The organism is Eionea flava, assembly GCF_055393785.1.
On the sequence record NZ_AP036018.1, the window covers coordinates 2548163 to 2564740 of the forward strand.

At 41.7% G+C, this 16578-nt stretch carries 13 protein-coding genes; 5 read left to right on the top strand and 8 right to left on the bottom strand.

Annotated elements, in window-relative coordinates:
• Positions 1 to 10 precede the first annotated feature (10 nt).
• From ACZ5O6_RS11030 to ACZ5O6_RS11050, 5 genes are read left to right on the top strand one after another with little or no spacing between them, the layout of a single operon-like run.
• On the top strand, positions 11 to 1159 hold the full coding sequence (locus ACZ5O6_RS11030) for a glycosyltransferase family 4 protein (protein WP_447091506.1): 1149 nt from the start codon (positions 11 to 13) through the stop codon (positions 1157 to 1159).
• Entirely contained in the window at positions 1159 to 2262 is a 1104-nt protein-coding gene (locus ACZ5O6_RS11035; RefSeq protein WP_447091505.1) for a glycosyltransferase family 4 protein, read from the top strand. The genes ACZ5O6_RS11030 and ACZ5O6_RS11035 overlap by 1 nt, the downstream gene beginning before the upstream one ends.
• Positions 2255 to 4522 carry an O-antigen ligase family protein gene (locus ACZ5O6_RS11040; protein ID WP_447091504.1) on the top strand — a complete coding sequence of 756 codons (2268 nt, stop codon included), beginning with the start codon at positions 2255 to 2257 and terminating at the stop codon, positions 4520 to 4522. The genes ACZ5O6_RS11035 and ACZ5O6_RS11040 overlap by 8 nt, the downstream gene beginning before the upstream one ends.
• Before the next feature lie 14 nt (positions 4523 to 4536).
• Entirely contained in the window at positions 4537 to 5751 is a 1215-nt protein-coding gene (locus ACZ5O6_RS11045; protein ID WP_447091503.1) for an FAD-dependent oxidoreductase, read from the top strand.
• A complete protein-coding gene (locus ACZ5O6_RS11050) occupies positions 5738 to 6580 on the top strand; it encodes an aldo/keto reductase (RefSeq protein ID WP_447091502.1) in 843 nt (280 codons plus the stop codon). Before ACZ5O6_RS11045 ends, ACZ5O6_RS11050 begins: the two co-directional genes overlap by 14 nt.
• On the opposite strand, the gene hldE is transcribed toward ACZ5O6_RS11050, so the two are convergent.
• The 8 genes from hldE to glnE all read right to left on the bottom strand — a co-directional run bounded on the left by hldE (position 6577) and on the right by glnE (position 16432).
• Positions 6577 to 7992 (bottom strand): bifunctional D-glycero-beta-D-manno-heptose-7-phosphate kinase/D-glycero-beta-D-manno-heptose 1-phosphate adenylyltransferase HldE, encoded by a 1416-nt coding sequence (gene hldE / locus ACZ5O6_RS11055; RefSeq protein WP_447091501.1) that lies wholly within the window; start codon positions 7990 to 7992, stop codon positions 6577 to 6579. The genes ACZ5O6_RS11050 and hldE overlap by 4 nt on opposite strands.
• A gap of 11 nt (positions 7993 to 8003) precedes the next feature.
• Positions 8004 to 9023 carry a lipopolysaccharide heptosyltransferase I gene (gene waaC, locus ACZ5O6_RS11060; protein WP_447091500.1) on the bottom strand — a complete coding sequence of 340 codons (1020 nt, stop codon included), beginning with the start codon at positions 9021 to 9023 and terminating at the stop codon, positions 8004 to 8006.
• Between the two features lie 8 nt (positions 9024 to 9031).
• The gene (locus ACZ5O6_RS11065) at positions 9032 to 9661 is read right to left on the bottom strand and encodes a 2OG-Fe(II) oxygenase family protein (protein WP_447091499.1); all 630 of its coding nucleotides are present in this window, start codon (positions 9659 to 9661) and stop codon (positions 9032 to 9034) included.
• 20 nt (positions 9662 to 9681) lie between these two features.
• Positions 9682 to 10698: an NAD-dependent epimerase gene (locus ACZ5O6_RS11070; RefSeq protein WP_447091498.1), complete on the bottom strand. Its 1017-nt coding sequence runs from the start codon at positions 10696 to 10698 to the stop codon at positions 9682 to 9684.
• Between the two features lie 156 nt (positions 10699 to 10854).
• Entirely contained in the window at positions 10855 to 11376 is a 522-nt protein-coding gene (gene gmhB, locus ACZ5O6_RS11075) for a D-glycero-beta-D-manno-heptose 1,7-bisphosphate 7-phosphatase (RefSeq protein WP_447091497.1), read from the bottom strand.
• 13 nt (positions 11377 to 11389) lie between these two features.
• Positions 11390 to 11956 (bottom strand): D-sedoheptulose 7-phosphate isomerase, encoded by a 567-nt coding sequence (locus ACZ5O6_RS11080; RefSeq protein ID WP_447091496.1) that lies wholly within the window; start codon positions 11954 to 11956, stop codon positions 11390 to 11392.
• Positions 11957 to 12004: 48 nt separating this feature from the next.
• Entirely contained in the window at positions 12005 to 12925 is a 921-nt protein-coding gene (locus tag ACZ5O6_RS11085; RefSeq protein WP_447091495.1) for a branched-chain amino acid transaminase, read from the bottom strand.
• A 156-nt stretch (positions 12926 to 13081) separates the two neighbouring features.
• Positions 13082 to 16432: a bifunctional [glutamate--ammonia ligase]-adenylyl-L-tyrosine phosphorylase/[glutamate--ammonia-ligase] adenylyltransferase gene (gene glnE, locus ACZ5O6_RS11090; protein ID WP_447091494.1), complete on the bottom strand. Its 3351-nt coding sequence runs from the start codon at positions 16430 to 16432 to the stop codon at positions 13082 to 13084.
• Between the last annotated feature and the right edge of the window lie 146 nt (positions 16433 to 16578).

Below are 16578 nucleotides of genomic sequence, written 5' to 3' on the forward strand. Positions count from 1 at the left end.
CGGAAAACTAATGTCCAAGAAAAAAATCGCCATCATCAGGCAAGAGCAAACTGGAAGTGACGGTGGTGCGCAGGCATTCATTGACCTAATGCTAAGTGCGGTTGGAAAAAACTCGCCTATTGATATTTCTCTAATATGCAGAAAATGGAATTCGCCTACAACAACAGAAAATATAATAATTATAGACCCACCTTATTTCGGGCGGAAAAATAAACAAAAGAGCTTTAATAGCAAAACCAAACAATATCTACAAAAAAATCATTTTGATTTAATACAATCTCACGAACGCATAGATGGCTGCCACATATTTAGAGCTGGCGATGGCGTACATAAAACTTGGCTAAAACAAAAATTAAAAATCTCTAACAAATTACAACAATGGTGGATAAAAAAATCGCCCTATCATCGCGCATTATTAGCTGAAGAAAAGAAAATGTTTGAGGGGGAAAAACTTAAAAAAGTTATATGCAATTCTCACATGGTCAGGCAAGAAATATTAGAAAACTTTACTATTTCTGAAGAAAAAGTAACCGTTATTTATAACGGTGTGGACAAAAAACAATTTTTCCCGGTAAAAAAACAAAAAAAAGAAGAGTTGCGTAAAGAATTAAAAATACCCAACAATACGTTTACCTTTATTTTTTCAGGATCAGGCTTCGAAAGAAAAAATCTATCTGACACCATCAAAGCATTTAGCAAACTAAGAAAAAAATGTCATCTATTGGTAATTGGCAGAGATAAAAATAAAAATCGATATGAAAAACTGGCTAAAAATTTAGGATGCTATGATCGCGTTACTTTTTTAGGTCAACAGCGCAAAAAAGATATGCAAAAAGTCTATCAATGCGCTGATATTTTAGTACTTCCGACACTATACGATCCATTCCCTAATGTCATATTAGAAGCATGGGCTTGCGGCCTTCCTTGTATAACAAGCAAGCATGCAGGAGCGATTGATATTATCCCTTTATACCAATGCGGTACCATTGTTGATTTATTCAATATAGAACAACTTACTAAAGCGATGCAAAGTTATACCCAAAAAGAAAAATACGAAAACTCTTCTAAGGCTGCATTAAATGCCATAAAGCAGTTTTCTACAGAAAAAATGCAAGAAGAATTATTACTTCTATATAAGCATACAATGGAGAAAAAATAATGGACAACAAACACCATATAGTACACACGGAATCTTCTGGCGGCTGGGGAGGACAAGAAATACGCATCTTGAGTGAAATTCAAGAATTTATGCGCAACAAGCACCCAATAACTCTAATATGTGACATTGACTCACCAATAGCAAAAAGAGCTAAGGAGTATCAAATTCACACCATAGAACTTCCTATAGGAAAAAAAAATATTAAAGGGTTACTTGCATTAAAAAAATGGTTCTCTAGCAATAATTTTGACATCGTAAACACACATAGCTCCTCTGATAGCTGGATGGCTGCACTAGGAATGCGTTTAGCTCGTTGCAAAAAACCACTAATAAGGACAAGACATGTATCAGCTCCGGTATCAAACAACTTAGCCACTCGCTGGCTTTACCACAAAGCAGCTAACCATATTGTTACTACTGGTGAAAAGCTCAGAGAGACTCTTATCAGAGAAAATAACCTCAACCCAGAAAAAGTCACCTCTGTTCCAACAGGAATTGATACATCACTGTTCGTGCCTACTAACGAAAAATCTACTATTCGAAAAAAACTTAATATACCTGAAGAAAAAACAGTCATCAGCATTGTTGCTACCCTACGAAGTTGGAAAGGGCATAGCTACTTGATACAGGCTTTCCATAAACTTGCAAACAAAGACACTCACTTACTCATTGTTGGTGATGGGCCTCAATGGGAAAATATCAACGAGCAAATTCAAAGCTATAATTTAGAAAAAATGGTAACGCTCTGCGGAGACCAAAAAAATGTCATTCCTTGGCTTCAGGCAACAGACATTTTTGTATTACCTTCTTACGCTAATGAAGGTGTCCCACAAGGAATAATGCAAGCCATGTCGTGTGGATTACCTGTAATTTCGACAAATGTTGGAAGCATTACAGAAATCATCAAACACAAAGAAACTGGGCTTATTGTTCCAAGCAAAAATGCTGATGCTATCTGCAAATCCATAGAACTACTTATCAACGATCACCACATTAAAAACATATTAAAATCCAATGCTAAGACGCTTTCACTAAAGAAATTCAACGTAGACATTATGTATCAAAAAATGAATGCTATTTTCAAAAAGGTCGTCAATGATTAATACACCTATAAAAAATAATTCAGCAATCTTTTATGGGCTTTGCGGACTTGCTTTATCACTACCAATAATAGAAGTGACGAAGCATTTATTCATATTAATACTAGTTGTTTTTTTTATTTACGACTTACTATTAAAAAAATTAAACTTCGAACAATCATATCCTACAAAGTGTATTTATATATTTTTAACAGGCAGCATTATCGCTTCAATTGGCGCAACGCTAAATGGTTATGAGGTACAAAAATTACACGACATCATTCGTTACGGCCTAGTAGGCTTGATCATACTTTACGCTCCAATTTCAAAAAAACAGGCCTATATAATTTTAGGATGCCTGATTTTTTCAGCGTTAGCAGGCATCCTTGACGCCTACCATTCATTGCATCAAGGAAAAGAAAAGTATTTCGAACTTAGATCCGTGGGCCACATAAACCACTCTTCCATCTACATATTATTAACTGTAGGACTCACACTACCGCTTTTATTTTCTATAAAACATCGTGTGATTTCAATTTTAACTTATGCAACCATCAATGCTGCTCTCATCTATTCATTACTAGAAACCAATAGTCGCGCAACATTCATTGGGCTAGGGATAATAATTCTATTGCTTGTGATTTTTAGTGCTTTGAGAAGTAAAAAAATTGCTTGCATTTCATTGGCAATTACAATATTCGGCATCATGCTCACAATATGGAACCCGCCTTCTGCCCTCAACAAAATATATGGTAAAAGTAAATATTACGAAAACAAACTAACTCCTAGAGAAAAAGCATGGAACACTGCCTATCATGCATGGAAAAAAGAATATCTATTTGGTGTAGGCTACGGAAACTATAAAATAATCACTGAAAAATTCATGCAAGAACAATACATCAATAGCGAAATTGACACGGCGGATAAAACCGCGTTCATTTATTTACCTCATGCACATAACAGATTCTTCAATACTCTCGCTGAAGGAGGCCTAATTGGCTTACTTTCACTTCTATTACTATTAGCCGGATTTGCTGTCTACTTTTTTAGCTCACTACGAATTTCATCAAGCAATAAGGATACTTTCACGTTTTGGCTGATTGGATTTAATAGCTTAACCATTATTTCTATTGTCGGCTTATTCAATACAACGCTGCACCATGAACACGGCATATTAGCCATGATATTGTTATGTCTTAGCGTAAATCAAGTTATGCGCTATAAGCGAGATAACCATCAAAAAAGCTTCCAAAAAAAGCATACTGCCGACATTATTTTCGTAACAAAAGGGGAAACAGCCCCTTCTTTTCGCCATAGATTGGTGCCATTAATTCAAGCTCTTGAAAAGAAAGGGTACAATTGCTTAACAATAACGCTAACGAATTCATGGTATGTATGGCGCATACTAAAATACAAACACGCCTATCAAAACTGTAATGCGGTAATATTACATAAGCTATTACTTCCTAAAATAGAAACAAAACTTTTACACTCACTCAACTCTTCTATTATTTTAGATATTGACGATGCTATTTATTTGAAAGAACCTAAGTGGGTTGGTCACAACAGGAAATCACCAAAATCAAGAAAAAATAAATTTATTTACATGGTAAAAACATGTGAAGCTGTAGTCACAGGAAACAAAGTATTACTCAAAGAAATTAAAGATTTTTCTAAAAATATTCATGTAATACCCACAGGCACAGAAAAAAATACTTATGTTGATAAAAAAAATACCTACAATCTACCTTGCACTATCGTGTGGATTGGTCTTCCAAGCAATCTACGTTATTTAGAGATATTAAGGGATACTTTTACTCAGCTAACAGAAAAGTATTCCAACATTAGAATAAAAGTTATATGTAGTGAATTTCCCGACTGGCAAGACATAAAAATTGAAAAGGTTAAATGGAGTACTGATATAGAGAGTAAAGCACTGGCTCAATCTCACATTGGCATTATGCCTTTAGATGATAGTGAATACTCAAGGGGAAAGTGTGCTTTCAAATTACTCCAATATATGTCAGCAGGCCTCCCCTGCGTCGCATCGCCTGTTGGAGCGAACTGTGACGTAATTTCAAATGGTAACAATGGATATTTGGCACATTCAACTAAAGAATGGATAGAAAAGTTATCCTTGCTCATCGAGAACCCTGAACAACGTTTAGCTATGGGCATAGAAGGCCAGCGCGTAGTGCAAGAGAAATACTCTAAAACTAACATAGCTAAATCTTATAGAGATATTGTAATCAAAACTATTACAACAAACTGTCATAAGAAATAATAGACAAACGGATTATGCAACCACAAGATTATAACGTTACAATTGTAGGCGGTGGCATTGCCGGCCTATGGTTACATCATCGCCTAAATGACTTGGGCTACCATGCGTTATTGATAGAAAATCAAGCGATTGGCCAAGGGCAAACCTTAAGTTCTCAGGGCATTATTCATGGCGGTGCTAAATATTCCTTGAATGGTGTTCTATCGACAGCAACCTCATCTATCGCTGATATGCCGCAACGCTGGCTGAACTGCCTCGCCGGCGAAGGAGAAGTTGACCTTAGTGATACCAAGGTACTCACTAACAATCAGTTAATGTGGTCGACACAAAGCCTATCGTCTAAGCTCACCTCTTTTTTCTCAAGCAAAGCTCTACGAGGGAAAATGGCAGCCCTCAAGCAAGACAAACTCCCTGATTTCTTTCAACATGATGATTTCAAAGGCCTCTTGTACCAACTGAACGAGCCGGTTATTGACGTTCCTTCACTACTCCAGAACCTATCTCGCAAGTGGCGCCGACGTATTATTTGCACAAACGAGCCATACACAATTTCTGGCCAACAGCAGAATAAACAGACCCGTATAGTCATCGGTGATAAATTGCGTATCGACACACAGAAAGTTATCTTGTGTGGTGGCGAAGGTAACGAATCATTATTGCAGCAACTCAATATCACCAAACCCACTATGCAGCGCAGGCCATTGCATATGGTGCTGGCAAAAAGCAAAAACCTACAACCGCTCTATGCACACTGCATCGGCGCCAGCAGTAAACCACTGGCAACCATTACCAGCCATCAACACACTGACGGGGACTGGGTATGGTATATCGGTGGTAAAATTGCCGAAGACGGCGTTAAGTTACCCGAAGAAGAACTGATCAAACATACTCAAGCAACACTTCAAGAGCTGCTGCCTTGGCTAGATGTACAATCATTCGAGTGGGCAACACATCGCGTTAACAGAGCCGAACCCGAACAAGTCGCAATGCTAAGGCCAGATAACGCCTTCCTTGCAGTACAACATAATACTTATATCGCATGGCCAACAAAATTGGCTTTAACGCCTAACTTAGCGGATCAATGTATTAAACACATTCAACAAGATACACAAAACGCTGACGCATTTTCTGCGCACGAAAAAGCCGATAGCGAACGATATATCCAACAACACTTCCCTATTCGCTTTGCACCCACACTATGGGATCGAGCTTTTAATGCAACGTACTAAAATCAAAGGCACCGAGCTTGAAGTCAGTATTTTAGGCTTAGGCACTGTAAAGCTAGGGCGCAATACAGCGGTTAAATACCCAAAACACTTCGACATCCCCGATGATAAAGCAGCACTACATATTCTTAACACGGCTGCTGACTGTGGTATTAACTTATTAGACACGGCACCTGCTTATGGCAATAGCGAAGAACGGCTCGGCCAACTTCTACCAAAAACGTGCGGTCATTGGATAATTGCCACCAAAGTTGGTGAAATATTTGATGCTTCAGCAGGGGAATCCTATTTTTGCTTTACACCAGAACATATTCAGCAAAGCATTGAATCGAGCCTAAGGAGGCTGCGAAGAGACCATCTGGACATCGTACTCATCCATTCAAACGGGCAAGACAGGGATATTATTGAGCAAGAAGGCGCGCTAGAAACATTAAACTACATGAAACAAAAAGGTTTAGTTGGCGCCACGGGTATGTCGACTAAGACCATTGAAGGCGGCATACTTGCGGTGCAGCAAGCGGATATTGTGATGGTCACTCACAACTTAAGCTATAACGCAGAAGTAGCCGTTATAGATTACGCAAACGAGCAAGGGAAAAATATTTTTATTAAAAAAGCTTTAGCAAGTGGGCATAACACTTCAGCCGCAAGCGCTCATATTAAAGGAGAACAAATAGATAACATTCGCGCGAGTTTCGACGACATCTATTCCCAACAAGGAGTAAACAGCATTATTTTAGGTTCAATTACGCCAGAGCATATAAAAACCAACGCTACGAAAGCTATCGATAGCTTTAACCAACATCGCTTCCAAATTGAAACTGACGACTAAGCACGTGCTTTATTAATAATATTCGTTGTTGAACAACCGGGCACCATCGACATCACACGCACCTCACCACCATAAGCCCGAACAATTTCTTTACCAACGACTTGTTCTTCAGAATAATCACCGCCCTTCACCAAAATATCGGGTTCAAGCGCTTTGAGCAACTCCTCCGGTGTCTCGCCATCAAACATTGTCACCCAGTCTGTACTCTCAAGACCCTGCAACACAGCCAAGCGCCGATCCACAGAATTAATAGGGCGACCTTCGCCCTTCAGTGCAGTCACCGACTCATCACTATTAATAGCGACGACTAAACGATCCCCTAAGGCTCTTGCCTGTTCTAAATAGGTAACATGACCCGCATGCAAAATATCAAAACAGCCATTGGTAAAAACCACTTTTTCACCGCGCTGCTTGGCCAATTTAACCGCCAACACTAACTGCTCATTCGTCAATAAGCCTTGGCTTTGGTGATACTGATGGAAAGTGAGCTCTAGTTCGGGTGCAGTAATCGCTGTAGTTCCCACTTTCCCAACAACAATGCTGGCCGCAATATTCGACAAAGTAACCGCAGACTCAAGATCAGCGCCTGCCGATAACGATGCAGCTATTGTTGCAATCACAGTATCACCTGCACCCGTAACATCTGCCACTTCTTTGGTGATCGCGGGCAAATGAAAGGCGGGCTGTTCCGGTCGGAATAACGTCATACCCTTCTCGCTACGGGTCACTAACAAAGCACCAATATTCAAACGACTAATGAGTGCCTGCGCCTTTTCTTCCATTTCCATTTCTGAGTTGACCGCGCCTACAACCGCTAAAAACTCCGATAAGTTAGGCGTCAGTAAGTCTGCACACGCGTACTTAGAAAAATCCGTACCTTTTGGATCAACCACCACCGGTATGGCATGCTCAACCGCATAACGAATCACTTTTTGGCAATGACTCAGCGTACCCTTGTTATAATCAGATAAAACAATAACGTTGGCAGATTTGATCTGCTGTTGCGCAACAGACCAAAGGTCGCCCCATTCCTCACCGGATAACTTTTCTTCGAAGTCCATACGCAGCAATTGCTGCTGACCACCCATAACACGGGTTTTTACAATCGTGTCATTTGCAGAGCGATGAAAACCACAAGCAACGCCAATAGATTGCAACTGCGTGACTAACTGATCCCCTGCCGCATCATACCCCACAATGCCAGACAAACTGGCATGCGCGCCTAAAGATGCCAAATTCACAGCGACATTAGCCGCACCACCCGGCAATTGCTCTTCACGCTTGACATGAACAACAGGCACAGGTGCCTCTGGGGAAATACGCTCGACGTTGCCATAAAAATAGCGATCCAACATGATATCGCCAATAACCGCAACGTTGGCTGCCGAGTAATGAGGGAATGAAATAGACATAAGGAAACCTGTTAAGCGGTATTTGAGAATCTACATTGTTTTAATAGCGGCTGTAGTTGTCGCCATACTTGATCGACAGTGATATCTTGCATTGTTGCTGCACGTTCCGAATTTTGCGCTTCGATATGCTGCTGACAATTACCCGATGTACCAATCAATAAGGTTTCAGTCACTGCATATAAGGTAATAGCGGGAGTAGATGCTACTGCCGCCATATGCGCAAGCCCTGTATCACTACACACAGCTGCCTGAGCGCGCGACATAATGGCCGCCATGTCATTAAGCGATATTTTAGGAAGTGCAACAGCACCGGATAATTGATGAGCAATTTCTTGTGCTCGCTGATATTCTGTATCGCTACCGCAAGGCAGCAAAACAGATACGCCTTGCTCAGAGGCCAACTTAATTAATTCACGCCAATGTTCAACTGGCCACAATTTTGTTGGCCAGCTCGCATTATGAACAAAAACCACATACCGATTAGGTACTTCGACATTCGCTGTTGGCAAATCATATTGCGCCAGATCAACACCATAATCACAGACAAAATTATGCATTTTTTTAGGTGTAGAGTAGTTAAATATTTTTGAAAACAACTCACGCTGTCGCTCAATAGCATGCTGTCTAAGAGAGATCGCATAACGCTTTTTATAAACCCAATGCGCCGGTCGTTCTCTACAGCTATCGCGATCATAACCATGAACATCACTTTTTCTTAGCCAAGACACGCAAGCGCTTTTAAGGTTGCTTTGTAGATCAACAACAATATCGTATTGGTTTTGATTAAGCTGCTGATAAAATTTAGACAACTCTCCAGTGCGCCATGACTGTAGAATGTTTTTTCTCCAGCGTCGGTGCGCTGTAGTAAATACATGATTAACGGCTGGATGCCACTGCGGTACTTCCGCAAAACTTTCATCCACTACCCAATCAAAAGATATATTGGGAATATGCTTAACCGCATCCGTTAACGCAGGAAAAGCATGCATCAAATCGCCCATGGATGTTAATTTAATAATCAATACACGCATAGAGACAACTAAGCCTTTCGATGAAACATGTTTTTAAACCATGCGCTCACTTTATGACGATAAACATGATGCTTAGTGTACTTTTCTTCGACTAAATAATTAATTTGTAAGGACTGACGTTGCCCATCAAATGAATTATAACCATGCCAACAATTGTCCGTGACTTTAAACGCAACCATCTGACCAATAGCCGATGAAAACTCCGCGGCATAGTCATTAATATTATTTGAATTCAGCATGCGTAAACGACCACTTTCACTTTCCCAGCCATCATTAAAGTACAATAAAATGGTAATTAACTTTGTTTTAGAATCAGTATGTACCTGACCATCTTTTTGGCGAGAATAACCACGCGCTGTAATCACTATAGGTTTATCACTTAAGTCGACTGAAAATTTTTCAGCCATTAATTGACGAAACTGATCACCTTTAATTTCTTCAATTAAACAAGCCATCGCCCCTTTAATCTCCACACTTTCTAAAGGTAAGCTCCCACCATGATTCGATGAGGGAAAATCATTAAGTAAAGCACGACAAGAAGACAAACAAAGCGCATCATTAACGCTAAAAAAAGGATAAGGTATTTGAGCAACTTTTGCCGCCTTAATAGCCTTATAGTTTATGATTGATTGCATCATTAATAATATCCATTTTTAAATCACACCCGATAAAAACTTTTGTACCATTCGACAAATTTACTAATACCTTCTTCAAGCCCTATTGAGGGGATGTAACCCACATCATTGACAAGATCTTGTACATCTGCATAAGTATCAGGAACATCACCCGGCTGCATAGGCAACAGCTCTTTCTCTGTTGTTTTACCAAACGCTGTCTCTAAAGTGGTTATATAATCTAACAAACCAACAGGGTTACTACAGCCAATATTGTAAACTCTCCAAGGCGCCTTACTCGTACTCGGGTCTGGCGACACCCCAGACCATTTCTGATTGGGTTCTGCATTCACATCAAGCACACTAACCACTCCATTCACAATATCATCAATATAAGTAAAATCTCGTCGATGGTTACCATAATTAAATACCTTTAGCGGTTTAGCGTTAACGATAGCATCAGCAAACAAGAAAGGAGACATGTCGGGCCGTCCCCAAGGTCCATATACAGTAAAAAAGCGCAACCCTGTTGTCGGAACACCATAAAGATGACTATAAGTATGCGCCATTAACTCATTCGATTTTTTAGTAGCTGCATACAACGAGACGGGATGATCTACATTATCTTTAACCGAAAAAGGAATTGACTCGTTAGCACCATATACTGAACTTGACGATGCATAAACTAAGTGCTGAACATTATGATGACGGCAAGCCTCTAAAATATTAGTAAAACCCATAATGTTTGATTCAATATATTCACGAGGAGCTTCTATTGAATAACGAACACCTGCTTGCGCCGCCAAATGGACAACTTTATCAAACTTATGACTTAAAAATAATTCATCTATAGAATTCTGACAAGCAACGTCCATTTTTTTAAATAAAAAACGCCCCCCCCTATCAGCATCAGTAATCCACCGTAGTCGTGCCTCTTTTAAACTAACATCATAATAATCATTGAGGTTATCAATACCCACAACCGTATCGCCACGAGCAAGTAATACTTGCGAAACATGAGCCCCTATAAAGCCCGCCACTCCAGTGACCAATATATTCATTTTTCGCTCTTCATGTGTTTTTATATATCGCGTATTTAATGAACCTCTGCACAAGTCATGAATGGTTTTTCGCTCAGACTTATTCAGGGGTTCCTTAAGTTAATCATTTCAATCCAAAACTAATTTCATTGTTCCAGCAATACCGCCTACGAGTCGCTAATTAATATGAGCATTAACACTTTGCATTAAATTCAAACATGTAAGCACTGATGAACAATCTATTTTTTCTGCATTTTTAACCGAGCCTACTAAATAACGAAAAGCCACACCCGCAGAAATTGCCGCTTCAATATCGGACAACTTATCACCTACCATTAATGACTTTTCCATATTAATGGCGTATTTTTCACACGCCTGATCAAACAGCCCCGATTTTGGTTTACGGCAGTCGCAGTTTTCTTCTGGGGAGTGAGGGCAGTGAAAGACGTCTAAAATATTGACCTTATGCTTAGCCAGTTCACTGACATACCAATGTGTCAATTTTTGGTAATCGGCTTCCGAATAATAGCCACGACCGATACCCGATTGATTAGTCACTACAATCAGTGAAAATCCGTTAGCAACTAATAGCTGTAGCGCCTTAATAACACCGGGTAAAAATTCAAAACGATCTACACAATGGACATAACCATGATCAACATTAATAACACCATCACGATCCAAAAAAGCGACTTTCATAGCAAAAAACCACTTAGGTAGAAAATGACTCGTCAACAATCGCACATAACATATGACCAATAAATGCATGCACTTCTTGGATACGTGGCGTAAACGGCGACGGAACACAAATGCACTCATCAACCAAAGAGAGTAACTGACCACCACTGTCGCCAGTTAGCGCCACCGTACGACAACCCATTTTTCGAGCTGCTGTCATGGCCAAACAGACATTGGCGCTATTACCGCTAGTCGAATAACCCACTACAACATCTTGAGGCTTAGCCAGCGCCTCTACTTGACGAGAAAAAACATGATCATAACCATAGTCATTCCCAACCGCTGTTAATATCGACGTGTCGGTTGTCAAAGCGATCGAAGCCAAGCCTTTTCTTTCTGATAAGTAACGCCCAACTAATTCAGCGGCAATATGTTGGGCATCAGCCGCACTACCGCCATTACCCATCAATAAAATTTTACCGCCTTGCTCAAGCGCATCAACCCACTGTTGCCCAACGACTGCAACTTGGTCGGCCAAAGCCCGTGAGAAGTTCATCACTTCAATGTGCTGATCGAGTTGTGACAAGTAATTTTCTTTCATGAGCCTGTATCGTTAATTAGAATAAAAATAATGGGCTAGTACCTTAGATTAACAATACGTCAACCAATCAGTATGTGCCGCACTGCGACCATGCACCACATCAAAATACATGGTTTGTAATTTTTCGGTAATAGGGCCACGACCGCCATTACCAATCGTACGATTATCAACTTCACGAATGGGGGTCACTTCTGCTGCACTACCGGTAAAGAAGACTTCATCTGCGATATACACTTCATCACGCGTAATACGCTTTTCAATGATTTCATAACCACATTCTTGCGCTAAGACAAAAATAGTATTACGTGTAATACCATCAAGCGCAGAGGTGAGATCTGGTGTGTATATTTTACCCTTGCGCACAAGAAAGATATTCTCACCGCTACCTTCTGCAACAAAACCATCAACGTCAAGTAACATCGCTTCGTCATAACCATCGCGTAACGCTTCTTGTAGCGCCATCATCGAGTTCATATAGTTGCCATTGGCTTTTGCTTTGCACATGGTGACGTTAACATGATGACGAGTAAATGAAGATGTTTTAATGCGAATGCCCTTATTCAGGCCGTCATCACCTAAGTAAGCACCCCAAGACCATGCAGCAACCATTACATGTGTTTTTAAATTATCAGCACGCAAGCCCATACCTTCAGAGCCGTAAAAGCACATAGGACGCAAATAGGCGCTATTTAGATTGTTTTGCTTAACCGCTTGTATTTGAGCATCATTCAACTCGTCTTTTGAAAACGGGATTTGCATATCTAAAATTTTGGCAGAGTTAAACAAGCGGTCAGTATGTTCTTGTAAACGGAAAATGGCGGGGCCTTTATCCGTTTCGTAGGCACGCACACCTTCAAAGACACCCATGCCATAATGTAAGGTATGGGTTAATACATGCACCTTGGCTTCACGCCAATCAACCATTTCACCATCTAACCAAATAACGCCATCGCGATCTGCAAATGACATAACTTCTCTCCTGTGCGTAATTACGTGATATAGGAAGCCTCTAATTAACGTCGTTCAGGTACGTGTAGAATTTATAAGTACCTGTCACCATGGATTCAGAACCAAGGTCGAAATAACGAATAACCGTTAATGAGAGCTTCCATTTAAAATGCCGGTTTATTTATCTTCTTGAAGGCTTGCAACATGACTCTCTGCCGAAGCCAGCGACGGCATCCATTGATGCCAAATGGTTTCCACATCGCGCCGACATTCTTCCAGTTGGTAAGCCGTAAACTCATGTTGCATTTGCGCATGGCGAATAACCGGTGACTGCTCTTGTAAAGACAGCCGGTGCACTACCGCACGATAAGATTGGTAGATTTCAATTAATCGACGCGCCGAACGGGAATCTAGTCCAGAGACAGCAAGCATATTATCTTGTGTCGCGGTTTCTAAGCATTCGAGAATGCGAATATTATCGGTATATTCTGCTAATGCGGGGTACTGTTGCGCCCATGCAAGCACCACATATTGAACCATAAATTCAATATCGACGATACCTCCGGCATCTTGTTTAAGGTGAAATAAGCGATTATTTTCTGCGTAATGATCATCCTCAGCATCACCCTCTTTTATCCACTCGCCATCGGCAGCACTTGCCAGCTGATAGCTTCTTTTTTCTGCGCTAGCCTCTGTACTTAAATGAGTGCGCATCTTCTCTCTCATTCCCACCACTTCGATACCGACTGTGCTGTAGTCGCGTTGTCGCTGTAGTATGCCTTGGCGCAACACATTAAACTCATCAATAAGTTCGATATCACCCGCTACAGGGCGTGCTCGCACTAGCGCTTGATGCTCCCAAGTCCAAGCGTCTTGCTGCTGATATTTTAAAAAAGCAGACAACGATGTGGCCAAAAGCCCTGAGTTACCAGACGGACGCAAACGCATATCGACTTCATAGAGAGGCCCCGATAAGGTACGCGTATTGAGAATATGAATAATTTTTTGACCTAAACGCGTATAAAACGTTTGAGCATCAATCGGTTTGGCTCCATCAGTTAGCGATTGCGCCTCGGCCTTATAAATAAAGACCAAGTCTAAATCAGAGCCGTAACTCAGCTCTATACCGCCCATTTTTCCGTAGGCCACAATAATAAATCCGCACTGCTGGAGGCTTAGCGCGTTAGGCACGGACTGACTATCACTTCTCATTTCGTTTTGCGTGCCATCTTGAGTGGCGCACTGAAAGCCACGGTTAGCATCATTCAGCGAGCGAGGCACACCATGCTTATTAGCCAACTGATACCATGCCAAGGCCAACACCGATTCTAATACGACCTCGGCTATCCATGTAAGGTAATCGCTGACTTTCATTAAAGGCAAGCGACCCGACAGTTCACTTGCCGCCACGCGCAGACCATGAGACAACTTAAAGTAGCGCAGCACTTCCATAACATGCTCTACGTCGTCTTGATCCACTCGCAATAGACGAATACGTAATTCATCTTGCAGCTCAGCCTTTGATGGCAACGTGTAAAGGTTCACCATGTCGAGCATTTCATCCAGTAGCGCTGGCATTTTCGCCATCAATTCGGCGATCCATACACTCCCCTGAAACAACGTCGCCAGATGTGTTAATGCCTGAGGATTTTCTAACAGCAGCGTAATATAACTACTACGTCCCACCACCTTACTCAACCACACCAATAACCGTTGAGCAGCAATATCAGGCTGTTCTAGCTGGGAAGTAATCACAAATACTTGCGGCATTAATCCATCTAAGGCCTCTCGTCGCTGCGAAGAGAGCTGTTTTACCGCCCAACACTCACGTAACTGAACAGTATGATAGATAATTTTTTCCGGTGTTTGGTAACCCTGCTGCTGAAGAAAAAAGACAAATTCATCCGGCGGGCTCTTTTGAGGCTCAGCGTTATTTTCTTCCACACTTGCAGAGGGCGAAGACAAGGAATCTGTGTGGCACTCTAACCACAACGATAACCACATAGCCGCATCGTCATTCACCACCTGATCAGTAACGTCATCAGGGTCAGCAATCACCAACTGAAATTGTTCACTCACACAGCGACGATGCTGCTGTAACTGATGCATAAAACGCGACCAGTTTTTTTGCTTTGCGTCGCCTTCCGTTACGCTACCATCACCCCTTGTTCCTAGCATTAACCAAGCAACAATGGCTTTTTCCGTACTGTCTTCCGGTAATTGTTGCGTTTGCTCATCTCGATAGGCCTGAATGACATGCTCCGTTTGCCGCAAAAAAATATAGGCTTCCCTTAATGCCGTAATCAGCGGCGCATCAAACACGCCTTGCTGCTGAAGCTGGCCAAGCACCGTTAACCAATGGCGCTCTTGTAGCTCTGGCTCTCGCCCACCACTTACCAATTGAAAGGCTTGGGTGATAAACTCTAACTCCCTAATCCCTCCTGCACCGAGCTTTACATTGGTTTCCATACCTTTGCGTCGCACTTCTTGCACAATTAGCGCCTTAAGTTTTCTCAAGGATTCAATCACTGAAAAGTCGGTATATTTGCGGTAAGTAAACGGCTGTAAAATCGCGTATAAATCATCCACTGCCGCCTGCTGGAGAGTCAATGAGTGTGACGCAGAAGAATCAGAAGCCGTGGCATCATGCACGGCAGATAGCGATGAGCAAGCCACCACGCGCGCTTTAATAGCCGCAAAACGCTCCCAGTCACGCCCCTGCGTTTGGTAGTAATTTTCGAGGGAGGCAAAGCTGCTCACTAAAGCCCCACTTTGACCATAAGGGCGCAAACGCATATCGACACGAAAAACAAAACCATCTACCGTCACATCGTTCAACGTTTTAATCACGCGCTGACCTAAGCGAATAAAAAACGATGGATTATCTAAAGGCCGACGTGCGTGATTGGTTTCACCCATTTCTGGGAATGCAAAAATCAAATCAATGTCCGAAGACAAATTCAGTTCAGCGCCACCCAACTTGCCCATACCCAATACCAACAAGGGTTGCGGCATGCCTGATACTACTCCAATAGGGGTCCCATGCTTTCTCGTTAATTCACGATAATGAAAATCAACCGCGTGCTGAATCATCACTTCCGCCATGGTAGTCATGGACAGGCATACTTCAGAAAAATCAGATAGGCGATTCACATCGCGCCATATAATCCCAACCATCAATTGACGACGTAACTGGCGCAGCGCACGATCAATAGCTTCCGTCGTTTCACAGCCTGAACAGGCTTGCTGCGTCATTTCCGTAATCCGCTCGGCAGATAAAGGCACATGAACATCACTAAGCAGCCATTCAAGCAGTAGTTTCGGCTGCCGACAGCAGCTATCAAGCACGTATTCGCTGCCTATTAGAGCGCGTACCATCTGCTGCTGTAATACTTCGTCGGATAACAAGGCGAGCAATTGGACATGCTCATCTTGACTCAACACTGATAACAATCGAACGCTGGCATCCTCTGCTCTAGCACGAAGAAATACCGGTGACTGCTGTTGAAAAATCGTAGACAAAGACATGAGGAATCCAAAGCGAATAAAAAGTTATTGTAAGGGCAATCGAATCACGGCGCTAGACAGTACGAGTCGCCGTTCATCGTGCATTTCTCTACTGTTCATATTATGGCTACACAATAGTTTACTAAAATTGACTATACCCAAGGTGC